The organism is Pseudomonas sp. PB106, from assembly GCF_009764645.1.
Taxonomy (GTDB): Bacteria; Pseudomonadota; Gammaproteobacteria; order Pseudomonadales; family Pseudomonadaceae; genus Aquipseudomonas.
Window position 1 is genome coordinate 53,386 of sequence record NZ_RWIM01000157.1, and the last position, 15,254, is coordinate 68,639.

Below are 15,254 nucleotides of genomic sequence, written 5' to 3' on the forward strand. Positions count from 1 at the left end.
GCAACCGCCATGCGCCGCTGGAAGTCTGAACGCATCGTTGGCCTGCATGATCCGCAGGTCAACGAGCATCACCTGGCGTCAACGGGCCTGCCAGCAGACCATCGTCTGCGCTTGCTCAGTTTCAACATCCAGGTCGGCATCAGCACCGAGCGCTATCGGCATTACCTGACCCGCAGCTGGCAGCATCTGCTGCCGCACACCGGGCGCTCAGGCAATCTGCAAAAGATCGGCGACCTGCTTGGCGACTTCGATCTGGTCGCCCTGCAGGAAGCCGATGGCGGCAGCCTGCGTTCAGGCTACGTCAATCAGGTCGAACACCTGGCCCATCTCGGCGCCTTCCCCTACTGGTATCAACAACTCAATCGCAACCTCGGTCGACTGGCCCAGCACAGCAATGGCGTGCTCAGTCGCCTGAAACCGTGGGCGATCGAAGATCATCCGCTGCCCGGCCCGAAAGGTCGCGGCGCGATCCTGCTGCGCTTCGGCGAAGGCCCGGAAGCGCTGGTGGTGGTGATGATGCACCTGGCCCTCGGCGCGCGTACGCGCAGCCTGCAACTGGGCTACATTCGAGAGTTGATCGGCGGCTATAAACATCAAATATTGATGGGTGACATGAACACCCACGCCAGCGATCTGCTACAACAGTCACCGTTACGCGATCTCGGTTTGCTGGCTCCGCAGGTGGAAGCGACATTCCCCAGCTGGCGCCCTCAGCGTTGCCTTGATCATATTTTGCTCAGCCCGACCCTGACCCTGGAAAAGGTCGAAGTGCTGGCCCAACCGATTTCCGATCACCTGCCGGTCGCGGTAGAGATTCGTCTGCCGGGTTCGCTCACGGCCGATGCATTGCCCGCGATGAGTCCTGCCCCTCGCGGAACCCCTGAATGAGCGACGAAGCCCAGCGCTGGAAAGAGAAGTACCTCAAAAGCATCGAACAGCAGGACAAACTCGAACGCCGCTGGGCCGCCCGGCTCGACTTGCTTCGACGTGGTCTGGTACGCAGCACGCTGGCGGCTGAGGGCACCGACAAGGTCGTTGATCAGTGCATGAAAGAGATGCGCGATGTGGTGCGCACCGACGACATGGACGCTGGCCTCGCCGCACTGCTGCCGCGCCTGGAAAAAGCCGTGCTCGATTCCGAGCAGCGCCGCGAAACCCGCATCGATCAGGTCAGCACCGCACTGACCTCGCTGGTCAGCCAGTTGCAGGCGTTGCCGCTGCCGCGTGAAGTCGCCCAGCCGCTGAAAAAATTCGCCAAGCAACTGGATAGCCGCGTCGGTTCGGCGCGGGAAATGCCATTGCTGCTGAGTGAGCTCAGCGGCTTGCAAGGCAAGGCGTTGAGTCAGCTGGAAACGCCCGCCGAACCGGGACGCCCGGGCTTGCTGCAGCGTTTGTTTGGGACTCGTGACAACGAAGAAGCGCCAGCTCCGAACGCAGAAGCACCCGTGCTGGCGCCGGTAACGCGTGAAGTGCAAACGCCAGCCGCGTCAGAAGCCGAGCCAGAACCAGCGCCCGCGCAGACTGCCGCTGTTGCAGCGCCGGTCATCGCCGCTGCCGTTATCAAACAGCCCGAGCCCGCGACTGAGGCGCCCTCGCCGCTCTCAGAGCACCAGGCGGAACCCGACGTAGCTGCGTTCGAACCACCTACCATTGCCCGCGAAGCAGAGGATGTTGCGGCTGAAGCAGCGACCGACGAGGCAGAGAATGCAACAGTCACTGCGCCAAGCGCCGCCCCGACGCCGACAATGGCCACTAGCTTCAACCCCGACGAATTGATCCACCCCGGCGACCCGTCGCCGCTGATTCTCGACAGCCTGCCCCTGCCCGAACCGATGGCACAGGCCTTGGCAGCCATCGACCCGGAACAATCCGAGCACGATATCCTCTTCGCCCTGCCGGATTCCCCGGAGCCGTCCTACAGCTCCGTGGCCAAACACATCGAAGACACCCTGATCGGTCTGCTCGACGACCTGACCCTGCCCGAGCGCCACCGTCCGCAAGCCGAAGCGATGCGCGAGCGTCTCAAACACGGCTTGAACTGGTACGAACTGATCCCGATCCTCGACGATCTCGCAACATTGATGCTAGCGATCACCGACAGCGGTCAGCATGAATTTGAAGCCTATCTGCAACAGCTCAACGAACGCCTCGAAGCGTTCCAGAGCAATCTGCAAGCCGCCAGTGAAGGTCACGCTGACAACAGCTCGGCAGCGCGGGCGATGGACACACAGATCCGTGAGCAGGTAGACGGTTTGCAGACCAGCGTCCAGGAAGCGGCGGATCTGGATGACCTCAAGCAAGTGCTCGAAAACCACCTCGAAGGCCTGCTCGGCACCATGGATCAGCACCAGAAGCAGCGCGACGCTCGCGAGCAGGAAGTGGCGACACGGCTCAAAAGCCTGTCCGAGCGCGTGGCGCACATGGAACAGGAAGCCCAGGGTTTCCGTGAACACCTGGAAGTCCAACGCCAGAAAGCCATGATCGACCCGCTCACCGGCCTGCCCAACCGCGCCGCGTGGAGCGAACGCCTCGAACAAGAAATCCAGCAGTGGCAACAACACGGCAACACCCTGAGCCTGGCCATGCTCGACCTCGATCACTTCAAACGGATCAACGACAACTATGGCCATCTGGCCGGCGACAAAGTGCTGAAGATCATCGCCACCGTGCTGCGCAAACGCCTGCGCGGTTCCGATTTCATTGCCCGTTTTGGCGGCGAAGAATTCGTGCTGTTGTTGCCGGCCACGCCGCCAGCGGTCGGCGCAAAACTGTTGGAAACGTTGCGCGCGGCCATCGAAGCTTGCCCGTTTCACTTCAAGGGCGAGCGCGTGACCATCACCATTTCCATGGGGCTGGCCTCATTCCGTGCCGGAGAACACAGCGATCTGGTATTGAAAAGAGCCGATCAGGCGCTGTATCGGGCAAAAAACGCGGGACGTAACCGGGTCGAGCTGGGCTGAGCAAATTGTTCCATTTTGTTTAATTCCGCCCGCTGACCGTCGAGGCGCAAGGCAGTACGTTACACTGTTGCATTATTGTCTTGCGTGTATTGCCTTCTGCCATGAAATTCTTTGCCCTTCTCGCTTCGCTGCTCGTCCTGGCCGGTTGCGCCAGCGGTCCGCGCTACGACACCAGCCATCCTTCGGCCAATTACGACAGTCGCATTCAGTTCGTGATCGTCCACTACACGTCGACGTCGCTGGAGCGCTCGCTGCAACTGCTGACCCACGGCGAAGTCAGCAGCCACTACCTGATCGGCGACGACAAGGGCGGCACCATCTACAAGCTGATGGACGAAAACCAGCGCGCCTGGCACGCCGGCGAAAGCCAATGGCAGGGCCGCACCTGGCTCAACTCCAGCTCGATCGGTATCGAAATCGTCAATCCGGGCTTCAAGGACACGCCGACCGGGCGCCTCTGGTATCCGTACAGCGAAGCGCAAATTCAATCGCTGATCGCCCTGCTCAAGGACATCAGCAAGCGCAACGGTATCAGCCCGCGCCATATCATCGGCCATAGCGACATCGCGCCGCTGCGCAAACTTGATCCAGGCCCATTGTTCCCATGGAAACGCCTCGCCGCTGAAGGCTTGGGCGTGTGGCCAAACGAAGATGCGGTCGCGCGTCAGCAGATGCTGTTCAACAGCGGCGAACTGCCGAGCATCAGCTGGTTCCAGGCGCAATTGGCGCATCTGGGCTACGACACGCCACAGACCGGCGAACTCGACGTAGCCACACGCCACGTCCTCGGCGCTTTCCAGATGCATTTCCGCCCTTCGCGTTTCGACGGCGCGCCGGACGCGCAAACCGCGGCACTGCTGCTGGTACTTAATCAGACAAAATAATGACGCCCGCCCGACGGTCAGGGCGAAATTGCTATCAGCAGCTATAACTCATTGGTAATTCTTCGGATATTCCATGATGGTTGCTACCCGAGAGACGCTGCGTAGCTGGTTCTATCGCCCTTGGTTTTTGGCGATGATCGCGGCTGTCCTCAGTGCCAGCCTGCTGATCGCCGGCGGTATGTTCGTGGCGATGCGTCAGGTCGAGCAACGTGAAAGCCAGGAAATGAACGCTCAGGGCGAACGTTTCCTGGCCCGCCTCGAACAATTGTTCGGTCAACTGCGCGAAAGTCTCGACGACCTCGAAGCCCAACCCCTGCGCAGTTGTGACGACGAAATGATCGCCACCCTGCAGCAAGTTACCTTCAACTATCGCTTCGTCTATGAAGCCGCTTACATGGACGCCTCGCGGATCTGCTCCAACCGTCCGCGCCAGGAAGGTTTGTCGGTTGTTCGCGCGCCGGACATCAAAGGCCCGACCTACAGCTATTGGCTGAACACCACCACCGAACCCGATGAAAACCGCGCAGCGTTGATGTTGGGGCGCGGCAACTTTCGCGTCGCCACCTCACGCGGCCACCTGACCGATATGGTCGATCTGTCGCCCGGCAGCAGTTTGCTGGTGGTGCTGGACCATGGCACCCGAGCCATTCCGGTACTGGGCAAAGAACAGATCTGGCCACCCACAGAGCACTGGCCACCGAAAAGCCGCGGCGCCTTGCAGGTCACGCAAACCCGGCTGATCTATCGCATGCCCACCGACAACCCCGAATATCAACTGGTGCTGATCACACCGCGTACCGGCATGCACATCCCCGCTGTCTGGTGGTGGATGATTCCGGTCTGCCTGGTGGCTGGTGCCATTGTCGGTTTTCTGGTGTTCCTGCTGGTTCGTCAGCGCCAGTCGCTGGATGCCGAATTGCACGGCGCCATCCGTCGTGGCGAGCTACAGGTGCTCTACCAACCGATCTTCGACCTCGACAGCCGCAACTGCGTTGGCGCCGAAGCCCTGCTGCGCTGGCGCCGCCCAGATGGCACTCTGACCAGCCCCGACCTGTTCATCCCGATGGCGGAGAACACTGGGCAGATCCGCCAGATGACTGACTTCGTCCTCCAGCGCTTGCTGGAGCAGTTGGGTCAATTGCTTCGGGCCAATCCGCAGCTATACATCTCGGTGAACCTCGCCGCCTGCGATGTGACGGTGCCGCGCATCGGCCTAGTCATGGCGCGCCTGCTGAAGTTGCACCGGGTCGCCGCCCGGCAGATCGCCTTCGAAGTCACCGAACGCGGTCTGATTGATGTAGTGGTGGCGCGGGAAAACCTGCAAGCCCTGCGCGATGTCGGCCATCAGGTGCTGATCGATGACTTTGGCACCGGCTATTGCAGCCTCGCCTACCTGCAAACGCTGCCGGTGGACTGCCTGAAAATCGACAAGGCCTTTATTGATGCGCTCGGCCACGATGCGGCGAGCAGCGGCGTCGCCCCGCACATCATTCACATGGCGCAGGCGCTGGATCTGAAGGTGATTGCCGAAGGCATCGAGCTTGAATCGCAAGCCCAGTTGCTCAGCAGCGAGGGCGTGAAGTTCGGTCAGGGCTGGCTGTTCGCTCACGCCCTCAGCGCGGTGCAATTCATCGAATTGATCACCCGTGGCCGACGCCTCGCCGGACGGCGGCTGGACGACGAAGCCTGAGCTAGACCGACAGCGCCATGTAAAACTGCGTGCCCTGCCCCGGCCGCGAATAGACGCCCATCCGCCCACCGTGAAGCTGCACGATTTCCTTGCACAGCGCCAGGCCAAGCCCGGCGCCACCCTTCTTGCGCCCAACCTGCACGAACGGCTCGAAGATGCGTCCCTGCTGGCCGTAGGCAATGCCTTCGCCATTGTCTTCAACACTGATGATCACCCGCTCGCCATGGCGTCGCGCCTGTAGGCGGATCTGACCGTCGCGGGCGGTATGGCGCAGGGCGTTGTCGATGAGGTTGTCGAGGACTCGGTCGAGTTGGGCCTGATCGGCTTGCAATCGAGGCAATGGCCCCTGCACTTCGACATTCAGGGCAATGCCTTTGCCCAGCGCAAAATCTTCAAAGCGAAGTCGCGCCTGTTCCAGCAGGTCTTCGATGGAACACGGCGCCAGGGTCAGTTTCTGCAGACCGTTCTGGTAACGCGAGAAGTTGAGCAGGTCATTGATCAGTTGCATCAAGCGCTGCATTTCTTCGTTCACGGTGTCGAGCAGGTCCGCCTCACGCGACTCCGCTGGAAACTTCGCCCGCTCACGGAACAAGCCGAATGCCATGTGCATGCCGGTGACTGGCGTGCGCAGCTCGTGAGAGGCGCGCAGGACGAACTCGCTGCGCACCCGTTCGAAAGCGCGCTGCTCGGTAACGTCGTGCAACACCATCACCGCACCAAGGATGTGCCCTTGTGTATGGCTCACCGGCGTCAGGCTGTAGGTCAGCAGGCGCGATTCGCCGTCGACCTCGATACTCAAATCCTCAGGTGCGCGCTCAAGCGTGCCGCCGCGCAGTACCAGTTGCAGCTGCGCATCCAGCTCCGGTCGCTCCAGTGCCGTGCCCAGGCCCTGACCGAGACGGTCGTCCTCCCAGCCCAACTGCCGCTGGGCCACCGGGTTGAGGTGCTCCAGTTGCCCCTGACGGTCGATCATCAGCAGGCCGTCATCGATACTGTCGAGTACCGCTTGCAAACGCTGCTGACCGGCGAGCAGTTCATCGACGTTGGTTGCCTGATGCTCGCGCAGCGCCTCAGCCATCATGCCGAAACGCTTGGTCAGCTGATTCATTTCCATCGCCGATGAAATCGGCAGGGTCACTTCAAAATTGCCTTGGCCGATGTTGTCCGCCGCTTGCGCCAGCGCCTCGATCGGAGCCCCGAAACGCCGGGCAATCCCATGGGCCGTGATGAAACCGATGATCAGTACCGCCAGCCCGACAACCCCCAGTAGACCGGCGATCAACAATGCCCGGTCACGCGTTTGATGTTGCACCGCGTTGATGTTGTCCAGCGCATGCTTGTGCTCGGTGATCAAACCGTTGCGCAGCGTGTTGAAGCGCTCCCTGAGGTCGGCGTTGCTGCTCAACGCAGCCGCTGGATCACGGGACACATCGAAGGCTTGAAGAAAACTCAGGTAATCCGCCTTGGCCTGACTGAAACCGTAATGCCGGCCATCGCCCACCTGCTCTTGAGCGATACCGTCATCGAGCAACTTGAGGTATTGCTGCTTGGACGCTTCGAACGCAACCGGATCAGGCACTTCGGCGAGCATAAGGACTAACTGATCACCCAAGGTTTGCCGCAGCTTGAGGCCCAGATCGAGGGTGACGAAGTTGTTACGCAGCGTCATTTCCTGCGAGCCGGCCATTTGCATCACGCTGACCAGCCCGAGCAAAAGCCCGAGCAAGGCCACTGTAATCAAGGCGGAAATACTCAGGAATAATCGCGTTCGCAACTTCATCGCCAGTTTCATCGCGGCGCGCTCACAGATTGTACTGCTTGCGCTTGCGATACAGGGTCGAGGCGTCGATGCCCAAGGTTTTCGCCGCTTGGTCCAAGGTGCCGGCGGTAGCGAGAACCGCGCCGATGTGGGCTTTTTCCAGCTCATCCAGACTCAGTGCCGCGCCGACTCTCGGTGCGTTGTTGGCCGGTTGCTCGGCCATGCCCAGGTGGGTGATCTCGACGCGTTCTTGCGGGCAGATGATGCTGGCCCGCTCGACCACGTTGCGCAGCTCCCGAATATTGCCCGGCCAACGGTAGCCGAGCAGTGCTTCACGGGCTTCGTCGCTGAAACCCCGCGCCGGGCGTGCGTATTCTTTAACGAAGCGAGCGAGGAAACGATCAGCCAGCGTGAGGATGTCCTCGGCGCGTTCGCGCAGGGGTGGCAAGTGCAGAGTGATGACGTTGAGGCGATAAAGCAGGTCTTCCCGGAAGCGGCCGTCACGCACCATGTCTTCCAGATTGAGGTTGGTTGCCGCAAGGATGCGCACATCGGCGCGGCGGGTGACCGGATCCCCTACGCGCTCGTATTCCTTGTCTTGAATGAAGCGCAACAACTTGGGTTGCAATGTCAGGGGAAAATCGCCGATCTCATCGAGAAACAGTGTGCCGCCGTCAGCTTGGTTAACTCGACCCAGCGTACTTTCGCTGGCGCCGGTGAATGCGCCACGGCTGTGACCGAACAGCTCGCTTTCCATCAACTCCGCCGTCAGCGACGGGCAGTTGATGGTTACGCAGGATTTCTTCTCGCGCTTGCTCCAGCCGTGAATCGCTCGGGCCAGTTCGCCCTTACCGGTGCCGGACTCGCCAAGGATAAGAATGTTGGCGTCGGTGCCCGCCACTTGGCGGGCAGTCTCCAGTACGACTTTCATCGCCGGGCTGTGGGAATCGAGGCCATCCTTGGGCTTGCGAATTTCGCCTTCGAGGGCCTCGAGGCGCGCCGACAGTTGGCGCACTTCCAGTTGCTTGGCGGTGGCCAGACGCAACTGATCCGGGCTGCACGGCTTGACCAGATAATCGGCGGCGCCGGCCTGAATCGCATCAACAGCCGTATCGACAGCCGAATGCGCGGTGACGATCACCACACGCATCCATGGCGCCTGAATGCGCATTTGCGCCAATACGTCGAGGCCGTTGTCCTCGCCCAAGCGCAAATCAAGGAAGCACAGGTCGAAGACCTGGCGTTGCAGCAAGGCGTCGGCCTGAGCCGCGCTGTTTGCCGTGGCGACCGTATAGCCCTCATCTTCGAGGCAATAACGGAAGGTACGCAGGATGGCGGATTCGTCGTCCACCAGCAGAATGCGGCCTTGATGCTCAGTGGCAGATTCCATTTTTCCTACGCTCCATAGTGATTGGTCTGAGGTTAGTCCCGGAAAAATCGGGCAAGTTGCATGGTTGATTCTGAACGATGCCAGCCATAGGAGGGTAGCCCTCTCCTGCCATTACGGCCAATACATTGATTTTGTTGGTTATTTAAACAATCACCGATTTGCAGGGCGTTGCCTGCGTCCTTTTCTGACATCTGCGCCCTGCTCTCAATTCCATAAGAATGAATTCTCCTACGAAAAAATCGTGCATTGCGCACGATGCCAGATGACCCATCGTGCAGGATGCGTCGCTAGCGCTTTTTCTCACACTCATAACTTATTGATTTTGTTAGATTTTTTTCAAACAAAAAACTGGCATGCAGGCTGCAATATCTCTTACAGCCCGGGCAGACATGAACTGCCCCAACCGAATAAGAGTGAGGAACCCAGGATGACTCGCCCACGTGCCGCCCAAGTGCGTATCTCGCCACTGCATATCCAGCAAGGTCTGTTTGCCGTATTGGCGCTGTTGATCACCCTGATCGCCTGCCAGCAATACCTGCGCTGGGAAAACAGCCAGCAGGTTGAGCCGTTGATCTCGATCCAGCACAACACGCAAACGCACTTCAGCGCCGTCAGCAGCAGCCAGGCCGACAATGCCTCGATGCGCATGATGGACGTTGATCAAGCGCAGCCACTGGATCAAATGCCACGTGAAGAGCGTTGGGTTTTCTGACTGATTGAATGAATTCGGGCGCTACGCGCCGGGACACGCAATACCCTTTAAATAGAAAAGTAAGGAGAATCACCATGTTGAGCTGGGCAATTACATTCTTGATCATTGCCATCATCGCTGCAGTACTGGGCTTCGGTGGTATCGCGGGCACCGCCACGGGTATCGCCAAGATTCTCTTTGTCGTGTTCCTGGTGATGTTCATCGCTTCCTTCTTCTTTGGCCGTCGCGGCCGAGGTTAACGATGACTGTCTTGAAGACATTGGCAGCCGCCCTGCTACTGGGCGGTAGTGCCATGGCAATGGCGGCCAACGATGGCCAGGCGCGGGTCAACGAACTGTTGAGTTCAGACCCGCAGTATCGGGAAACGTGGGAAGGCGTGGTGAAGAAGGAAGAGCGCCTGCCGGAATGGGTGATGAATCTGTCCGGCACGCCTGACCAGCAAATGAATGCCGTAACTGAAGACGGCGATCAATATCTGGTAGGCCCGCTCTGCGAATCGGCAGACAAGTGCCTGAACCACCGCCTGATCGTCGCCTTCAGTTTCGACAAGAAAGATGCATACGCCATGCTCGTCGATGTGCCCGAAGGACTGCCGGCCGACAAGTCGCCAACGCGACATGCCACCTACCGCTTCCTCGGCAAACCCGACCAGGGCATGCAGGATCTTCTGATGGAAACCCTGAAGAAAGATCCAAAGTGGTACTGATCTGAACACGAAGGCAGCAGCCCTGCTGCTTTCCATTGCGCCCACCTGAGGAAGGCAGGCGCATGACCAAGGGGCCGGGACGTTCTGACTGTTACAGGGTCGGAGTGACCTACGGGTACAGGGAGTGCCTGCGCAAGGGCCGGGTCAGGGTAAAAGCTGCGTCGCAGGTTCGCCGGCCCTCAGTGGTTCGACGGACTTGCGCTGAGCTTTGAATCGAAGAAAACATTGATCCAGAGCGTCCAGCTCATCCTTTTTATCGCTGACACTGCGCGCGAAAACATTTCGCGGTGTTTCCTGGCGACCGTATATCGAGAAAGAAACCTGTTGAGCAAGAGGACTTCTAGTCTTCCTCCGTAGGCTTTTTCCTCAAATTTTTGTCGAATTTTCTCGTTTAGAAAATAACCAACCTACGCGGAAATGGCCGGTTCACGGCACTTATGCCGGCTGAAATGTCGCAATCGAACCGGTTGGGACGCCAGTTTCATTTAAAAAAGCTCATGCCGATTCGGCATAGGGTAGGCGTTTACGGCATTAGACGCCGCAACCTTGCATCGGAATAGTTGCGCCTTTTTTCGCCTGCTGGAGAGCCGTAAATACGCGCTTCGGGGCACCTTATACGGAGGCAGATGCACAGACTTTTCCGCTAATGAGCGTTCCAGTTCCTGCATGTGCCTGAGTCAAACGCAAGTAAGGGTAAAGATAATGAAGAAGGCAAAAATTAGCCTCGCCTGGCAGATCCTCATCGGTCTGGTTCTGGGTATTGCAATCGGTGCGTTGCTCAACCACTTCAGTGCCGAAAAAGCCTGGTGGATCAGCAACGTCCTGCAACCGGCAGGCGATATCTTTATCCGTCTGATCAAGATGATCGTGATCCCGATCGTCATCTCTTCCCTGATTGTCGGCATTGCCGGCGTGGGCGACGCCAAGAAGCTGGGGCGTATCGGCCTGAAGACGATCATCTATTTCGAGATCGTCACCACCATCGCCATCGTCGTCGGCCTGCTGCTGGCCAACCTGGTCCATCCGGGTTCCGGCATCGACATGAGCACCCTGGGCACGGTGGACATCTCCAAGTACCAGGCGACCGCTGCCGAAGTACAGCATGAACACGCGTTCATCGAGACCATCCTCAACCTGATCCCGTCGAACATCTTCGCGGCCATGGCTCGCGGCGAAATGCTGCCGATCATCTTCTTCTCCGTGCTGTTCGGTCTCGGTCTGTCGAGCCTGCAGTCGGACCTGCGCGAGCCGCTGGTGAAGATGTTCCAGGGCGTCTCGGAAAGCATGTTCAAAGTCACCCACATGATCATGAACTACGCCCCAATCGGCGTATTCGCACTGATCGCGGTGACCGTGGCCAACTTCGGCTTCGCTTCCCTGCTGCCGCTGGCCAAACTGGTGATCCTGGTTTACTTCGCCATCGCCTTCTTCGCCTTTGTGGTGCTGGGCCTGATCGCCAAGATGTTCGGTTTCTCGGTGTTCAAGCTGATGCGCATCTTCAAGGATGAGCTGGTCCTGGCCTACTCCACCGCCTCTTCGGAAACCGTGCTGCCACGTGTGATCGAGAAGATGGAAGAATACGGCGCACCGAAAGCTATCTGCAGCTTCGTGGTGCCGACCGGTTACTCGTTCAACCTCGACGGTTCGACCCTGTATCAGTCGATCGCGGCAATCTTCATTGCCCAGCTGTACGGCATCGACCTGTCGATCAGCCAGCAACTGCTGCTGGTGCTGACCCTGATGGTCACCTCCAAAGGCATCGCCGGTGTACCGGGCGTGTCGTTCGTGGTGCTGCTGGCCACGCTGGGCAGCGTCGGTATTCCGCTGGAAGGTCTGGCGTTCATCGCCGGTGTCGACCGCGTCATGGACATGGCCCGTACCGCACTGAACGTGATCGGTAACGCGCTGGCCGTACTGGTTATCTCGCGCTGGGAAGGCATGTACGACGACGCCAAGGGCGAGCGCTACTGGAACTCCCTGCCGCACTGGCGCAGCAAGGAAAAACTGCCAGCGGGCGAAATCTCCAAGAACTGACACAAATCCCTGTAGGAGCTGCCGCAGGCTGCGATCTTTTGATTCTGTTTTTTAAAGGCAAGATCAACAGATCGCAGCCTTCGGCAGCTCCTACAGTAGATTGAGGTCAACCCGGGAATGGGTTGGCGGCAGGTACATACAAACCCCGGAGAAATCCGGGGTTTGTCGTTTCTGGTGACCCCGCTATCATTCGCGGCATTCTTCGGGGGATTTGACTGATGCTTAATGGCCTGTGGCTTGGCTTCTTTATCGTCGCAGCCGTGTCGGCGCTGGCGCAGTGGCTGATCGGCGGCAACGCCGGGATCTTTGCGGCGATGGTGGAAAGCATTTTCGCCATGGCCAAGCTCTCGGTCGAAGTCATGGTGCTGCTGTTCGGTACCCTCACCTTGTGGCTGGGCTTTCTGCGGATTGCCGAGAAGGCTGGGATCGTCGAATGGCTGGCGAAAGTCCTCGGTCCGCTGTTCCTGCGGCTGATGCCCGAAGTCCCGGCCGGTCACCCTGCCCTTGGCCTGATCACCCTGAACTTCGCCGCCAACGGTCTGGGCCTCGACAACGCCGCCACGCCCATCGGCCTGAAAGCCATGAAGGCCCTGCAGGAGCTCAATCCCAGCGCCACCGTGGCCAGTAACGCGCAAATCCTCTTCCTGGTGCTCAACGCCTCCTCGCTGACCCTGCTGCCGGTGACGATCTTCATGTACCGCGCCCAGCAAGGCGCGCCGGATCCGACGCTGGTGTTCCTGCCAATTCTGCTGGCGACCAGTTGCTCAACGATCGTTGGCTTCCTCTCGGTGGCGTTCATGCAACGCTTGCGAATCTGGGACCCGGTGGTGTTGGCCTATCTGATTCCCGGCGCGTTGCTCCTCGGTGGCTTCATGGCGCTGCTGGGCACCCTTTCGGCAACGGCTTTGGCGGGATTGTCGTCGATCCTCGGCAATCTCACGCTGTTCGGGTTGATCATGCTGTTTCTGATCATCGGTGCGTTGAGGAAAGTGCAGGTTTACGAAGCGTTCGTTGAAGGCGCCAAAGAGGGCTTCGACGTCGCGAAAAATCTGCTGCCGTATCTGGTGGCGATGCTCTGCGCGGTGGGCGTGTTGCGTGCGTCCGGGGCACTGGACTTTGGCCTGGACGGCATTCGCCATCTTGTCGAGTGGGCCGGTTGGGACACGCGATTTGTCGATGCGCTGCCGACGGCGATGGTCAAACCGTTCTCCGGCAGTGCGGCGCGGGCGATGTTGATCGAAACGATGCAGACTTCGGGCGTCGACAGCTTCCCGGCACTGGTCGCGGCGACCGTGCAGGGCAGTACCGAAACGACGTTCTATGTGCTGGCGGTGTATTTCGGCGCGGTGGGGATCCAGCGGGCGCGGCATGCGGTGGGGTGTGCGTTGTTGGCGGAGTTTGCCGGGGTCGTTGGCGCAATCTTCGTCTGCTACTGGTTCTTTGGCTGATAGAAAACCCTGTGGGAGCTGGCTTGCCAGCGATGGCGGCGGTACTGCCAACATTGACGTTGCCTGACACGCCGCTATCGCTGGCAAGCCAGCTCCCACAGGGACTGTGTTGGGCTTAAGGTTTCGGCGGGGCCAGTTTCTGGCCTTGGTCGACGGCCCACGCGACGACTTTCGCGGTCAGCCGATCACTGGCCTGACCAAACCCGGTCACCACCGCTGGCACCTGCACATCATTCAGCGACTGACGCTCTTCAAAGCGCCGACTGGCGAGAATCCGCTGGTCATAACCGCGCACCAGCAACGCATCGACCCGCACCACGACGCTGGCCTGCGTGCCCTGATACTCGGTCTGAAACGCCTGCAAACTCCCGCCCAACTCCAGATCCGCCGCAAAGTTGCTGTCATCGGTGCTGAGCAACGTCACCCGGCCATCGCGCTGAAAGCCGTCCAACAAACGATTACGCACCAGCACCGGTGCCGGATCGCTCCAGCGCGAACCCTTGTAGCTGCTGATCACGTCACCCTGCGGAATTACCGCAATCGTCGGCCGGTTCAACGCTTCGCTGGCCTGTAACTTGTTCAAGCGCAGCGACCACGATTGAGTCGCCGAACTGGCCGAGGCGGGCGCCTGTGCGGCAGGCAAGCGGTACACGTCCGACGGCTCGGACTTGGGCAGAATCGAGCAGGCGCTGATCAGCGTGAAGCCTGCGAGGAGGGCGAGGCGAGTCAGCTTCATGGCGTGAATTCCTTGTTCTTGTCGCGGCCCAGCAGATAGCCGCTGGGGTTGGCCTCAAGCCGTTGCGAGATGGCGCGCAGCGAGGTCAGCGTTTCACGCAGTTCGCGGATCGCCGGGGCCAGGCCGTTGAGGCCCTGCATGCCATTGTCGAGGGCGTTTTCGTTTTTGTTGAGCAGGGTGCTGATCGTCGTCGTGCTTTGCTCCAGCGACTTCATCGCCTGCTCGGCGCTGCCCAGCGCTTGTTTGCCTTGATCGTTGATCAAGCCGTTGGCGTTGCGCATCAGCAGCGAGGTCTGTTCGAGCATGCTGCCAGCCTGTTTGCCGACGGTCGCCAGTTGCTGCATCGCCTGCTTGATGTCGCCGCGCTGATCGTTGATGGTCCCGGTGGTTTGCTCCAGATGCGCGAGGGTCTTGCTCACGCGCTCGACGTTTTCAGCGGAGAACATCTGATTGGCGTTCTGCAACAGCGCGGTGATGCCGGTCATCAAATCATTGCTGTCATTGAGCAAACGCGAAATGGGCGAGGGCGACGCCACGATCAACGGCAGATTACCGTCATGCCCGCGCAGCTTCGCGCTCTGCGGCGTGCCACCGCTGAGCTGGATGATCGACGTGCCGGTAATCCCGGCCAGCGCCAGTTTCGCCTGGGTGTCTTCCTTGACCGGGGTGTCACCGGCCAGACGAATCCGCGCCAGCACCCGGCGTGGGTCCAGCGGGTCGAGGCGCAGGCTGATCACGTCGCCGACCTTGATCCCGCTGTATTGCACCGAACTGCCCTTGGACAGACCGCTGACGGCCTCGTTGAAGACGACTTCGTAGTCCTTGAACTCGGTGTCGACGCTGGACTTGGCCAGAAACAGACCGAAGAGCAGGGCGCCTGCCACCACAATCACGGTGAACAGGCCGATCAATACATGATGCGCTCGGGTTTCCAT

General features: G+C 59.8%; 13 protein-coding genes. 9 read left to right on the top strand and 4 right to left on the bottom strand.

Annotated elements, in window-relative coordinates; genetic code table 11:
* Nucleotides 1-9: 9 nt before the first annotated feature.
* The 4 genes from EJA71_RS20555 to EJA71_RS20570 all read left to right on the top strand — a co-directional run bounded on the left by EJA71_RS20555 (nucleotide 10) and on the right by EJA71_RS20570 (nucleotide 5,534).
* Nucleotides 10-888 (top strand): endonuclease/exonuclease/phosphatase family protein, encoded by an 879-nt coding sequence (locus EJA71_RS20555; protein WP_158959401.1) that lies wholly within the window; start codon nucleotides 10-12, stop codon nucleotides 886-888.
* The gene (locus tag EJA71_RS20560; RefSeq protein WP_158959402.1) at nucleotides 885-2,960 is read left to right on the top strand and encodes a GGDEF domain-containing protein; all 2,076 of its coding nucleotides are present in this window, start codon (nucleotides 885-887) and stop codon (nucleotides 2,958-2,960) included. Before EJA71_RS20555 ends, EJA71_RS20560 begins: the two co-directional genes overlap by 4 nt.
* Nucleotides 2,961-3,061: 101 nt before the next feature.
* Nucleotides 3,062-3,844, top strand: coding sequence for an N-acetylmuramoyl-L-alanine amidase (locus EJA71_RS20565; RefSeq protein WP_158959403.1), 783 nt, complete (start codon nucleotides 3,062-3,064; stop codon nucleotides 3,842-3,844).
* 76 nt (nucleotides 3,845-3,920) lie between these two features.
* Nucleotides 3,921-5,534, top strand: a complete 1,614-nt coding sequence (locus tag EJA71_RS20570; protein WP_178113733.1) for an EAL domain-containing protein — start codon at nucleotides 3,921-3,923, stop codon at nucleotides 5,532-5,534.
* A gap of 1 nt (nucleotide 5,535) precedes the next feature.
* Here EJA71_RS20570 and EJA71_RS20575 read toward each other — a convergent pair whose 3' ends face one another.
* Together EJA71_RS20575 and algB are read right to left on the bottom strand one after the other, a co-directional pair.
* On the bottom strand, nucleotides 5,536-7,326 hold the full coding sequence (locus EJA71_RS20575; protein WP_158959405.1) for a KinB sensor domain-containing domain: 1,791 nt from the start codon (nucleotides 7,324-7,326) through the stop codon (nucleotides 5,536-5,538).
* Between the two features lie 10 nt (nucleotides 7,327-7,336).
* Entirely contained in the window at nucleotides 7,337-8,683 is a 1,347-nt protein-coding gene (gene algB / locus EJA71_RS20580) for a sigma-54-dependent response regulator transcription factor AlgB (RefSeq protein WP_158959406.1), read from the bottom strand.
* Between the two features lie 427 nt (nucleotides 8,684-9,110).
* Here algB and EJA71_RS20585 point away from each other — a divergent pair, with 427 nt between their 5' ends.
* From EJA71_RS20585 to EJA71_RS20605, 5 genes are all read left to right on the top strand, one after another.
* Nucleotides 9,111-9,395: a hypothetical protein gene (locus EJA71_RS20585; RefSeq protein WP_158959407.1), complete on the top strand. Its 285-nt coding sequence runs from the start codon at nucleotides 9,111-9,113 to the stop codon at nucleotides 9,393-9,395.
* A gap of 74 nt (nucleotides 9,396-9,469) precedes the next feature.
* Nucleotides 9,470-9,634, top strand: a complete 165-nt coding sequence (locus EJA71_RS20590; protein WP_003177151.1) for a DUF1328 domain-containing protein — start codon at nucleotides 9,470-9,472, stop codon at nucleotides 9,632-9,634.
* Nucleotides 9,635-9,636: 2 nt separating this feature from the next.
* Nucleotides 9,637-10,101: an inhibitor of vertebrate lysozyme family protein gene (locus EJA71_RS20595; protein ID WP_095049547.1), complete on the top strand. Its 465-nt coding sequence runs from the start codon at nucleotides 9,637-9,639 to the stop codon at nucleotides 10,099-10,101.
* Between the two features lie 702 nt (nucleotides 10,102-10,803).
* On the top strand, nucleotides 10,804-12,135 hold the full coding sequence (gene gltP / locus EJA71_RS20600) for a glutamate/aspartate:proton symporter GltP (RefSeq protein ID WP_158959408.1): 1,332 nt from the start codon (nucleotides 10,804-10,806) through the stop codon (nucleotides 12,133-12,135).
* 218 nt (nucleotides 12,136-12,353) lie between these two features.
* On the top strand, nucleotides 12,354-13,583 hold the full coding sequence (locus tag EJA71_RS20605) for a nucleoside recognition domain-containing protein (protein WP_158959409.1): 1,230 nt from the start codon (nucleotides 12,354-12,356) through the stop codon (nucleotides 13,581-13,583).
* A gap of 115 nt (nucleotides 13,584-13,698) precedes the next feature.
* On the opposite strand, the gene EJA71_RS20610 is transcribed toward EJA71_RS20605, so the two are convergent.
* Together EJA71_RS20610 and EJA71_RS20615 are read right to left on the bottom strand one after the other, a co-directional pair.
* Nucleotides 13,699-14,319, bottom strand: coding sequence for an ABC-type transport auxiliary lipoprotein family protein (locus EJA71_RS20610; RefSeq protein WP_158959410.1), 621 nt, complete (start codon nucleotides 14,317-14,319; stop codon nucleotides 13,699-13,701).
* Nucleotides 14,316-15,254, bottom strand: a complete 939-nt coding sequence (locus EJA71_RS20615; RefSeq protein WP_158959411.1) for an MlaD family protein — start codon at nucleotides 15,252-15,254, stop codon at nucleotides 14,316-14,318. The genes EJA71_RS20610 and EJA71_RS20615 overlap by 4 nt, the downstream gene beginning before the upstream one ends.

Coding starts and splice junctions, on each gene's coding strand:
- EJA71_RS20560 (WP_158959402.1), top strand. CDS start 885: ATGAGCGACGAAGCCCAGCGCTGGAAAGAGAAGTACCTCAAAAGCATC.
- EJA71_RS20605 (WP_158959409.1), top strand. CDS start 12,354: ATGCTTAATGGCCTGTGGCTTGGCTTCTTTATCGTCGCAGCCGTGTCG.
- EJA71_RS20585 (WP_158959407.1), top strand. CDS start 9,111: ATGACTCGCCCACGTGCCGCCCAAGTGCGTATCTCGCCACTGCATATC.
- gltP (WP_158959408.1), top strand. CDS start 10,804: ATGAAGAAGGCAAAAATTAGCCTCGCCTGGCAGATCCTCATCGGTCTG.
- EJA71_RS20615 (WP_158959411.1), bottom strand. CDS start 15,254: ATGGAAACCCGAGCGCATCATGTATTGATCGGCCTGTTCACCGTGATT.
- EJA71_RS20595 (WP_095049547.1), top strand. CDS start 9,637: ATGACTGTCTTGAAGACATTGGCAGCCGCCCTGCTACTGGGCGGTAGT.
- EJA71_RS20575 (WP_158959405.1), bottom strand. CDS start 7,326: ATGAAACTGGCGATGAAGTTGCGAACGCGATTATTCCTGAGTATTTCC.
- EJA71_RS20570 (WP_178113733.1), top strand. CDS start 3,921: ATGGTTGCTACCCGAGAGACGCTGCGTAGCTGGTTCTATCGCCCTTGG.
- EJA71_RS20610 (WP_158959410.1), bottom strand. CDS start 14,319: ATGAAGCTGACTCGCCTCGCCCTCCTCGCAGGCTTCACGCTGATCAGC.
- EJA71_RS20565 (WP_158959403.1), top strand. CDS start 3,062: ATGAAATTCTTTGCCCTTCTCGCTTCGCTGCTCGTCCTGGCCGGTTGC.
- algB (WP_158959406.1), bottom strand. CDS start 8,683: ATGGAATCTGCCACTGAGCATCAAGGCCGCATTCTGCTGGTGGACGAC.
- EJA71_RS20590 (WP_003177151.1), top strand. CDS start 9,470: ATGTTGAGCTGGGCAATTACATTCTTGATCATTGCCATCATCGCTGCA.
- EJA71_RS20555 (WP_158959401.1), top strand. CDS start 10: ATGCGCCGCTGGAAGTCTGAACGCATCGTTGGCCTGCATGATCCGCAG.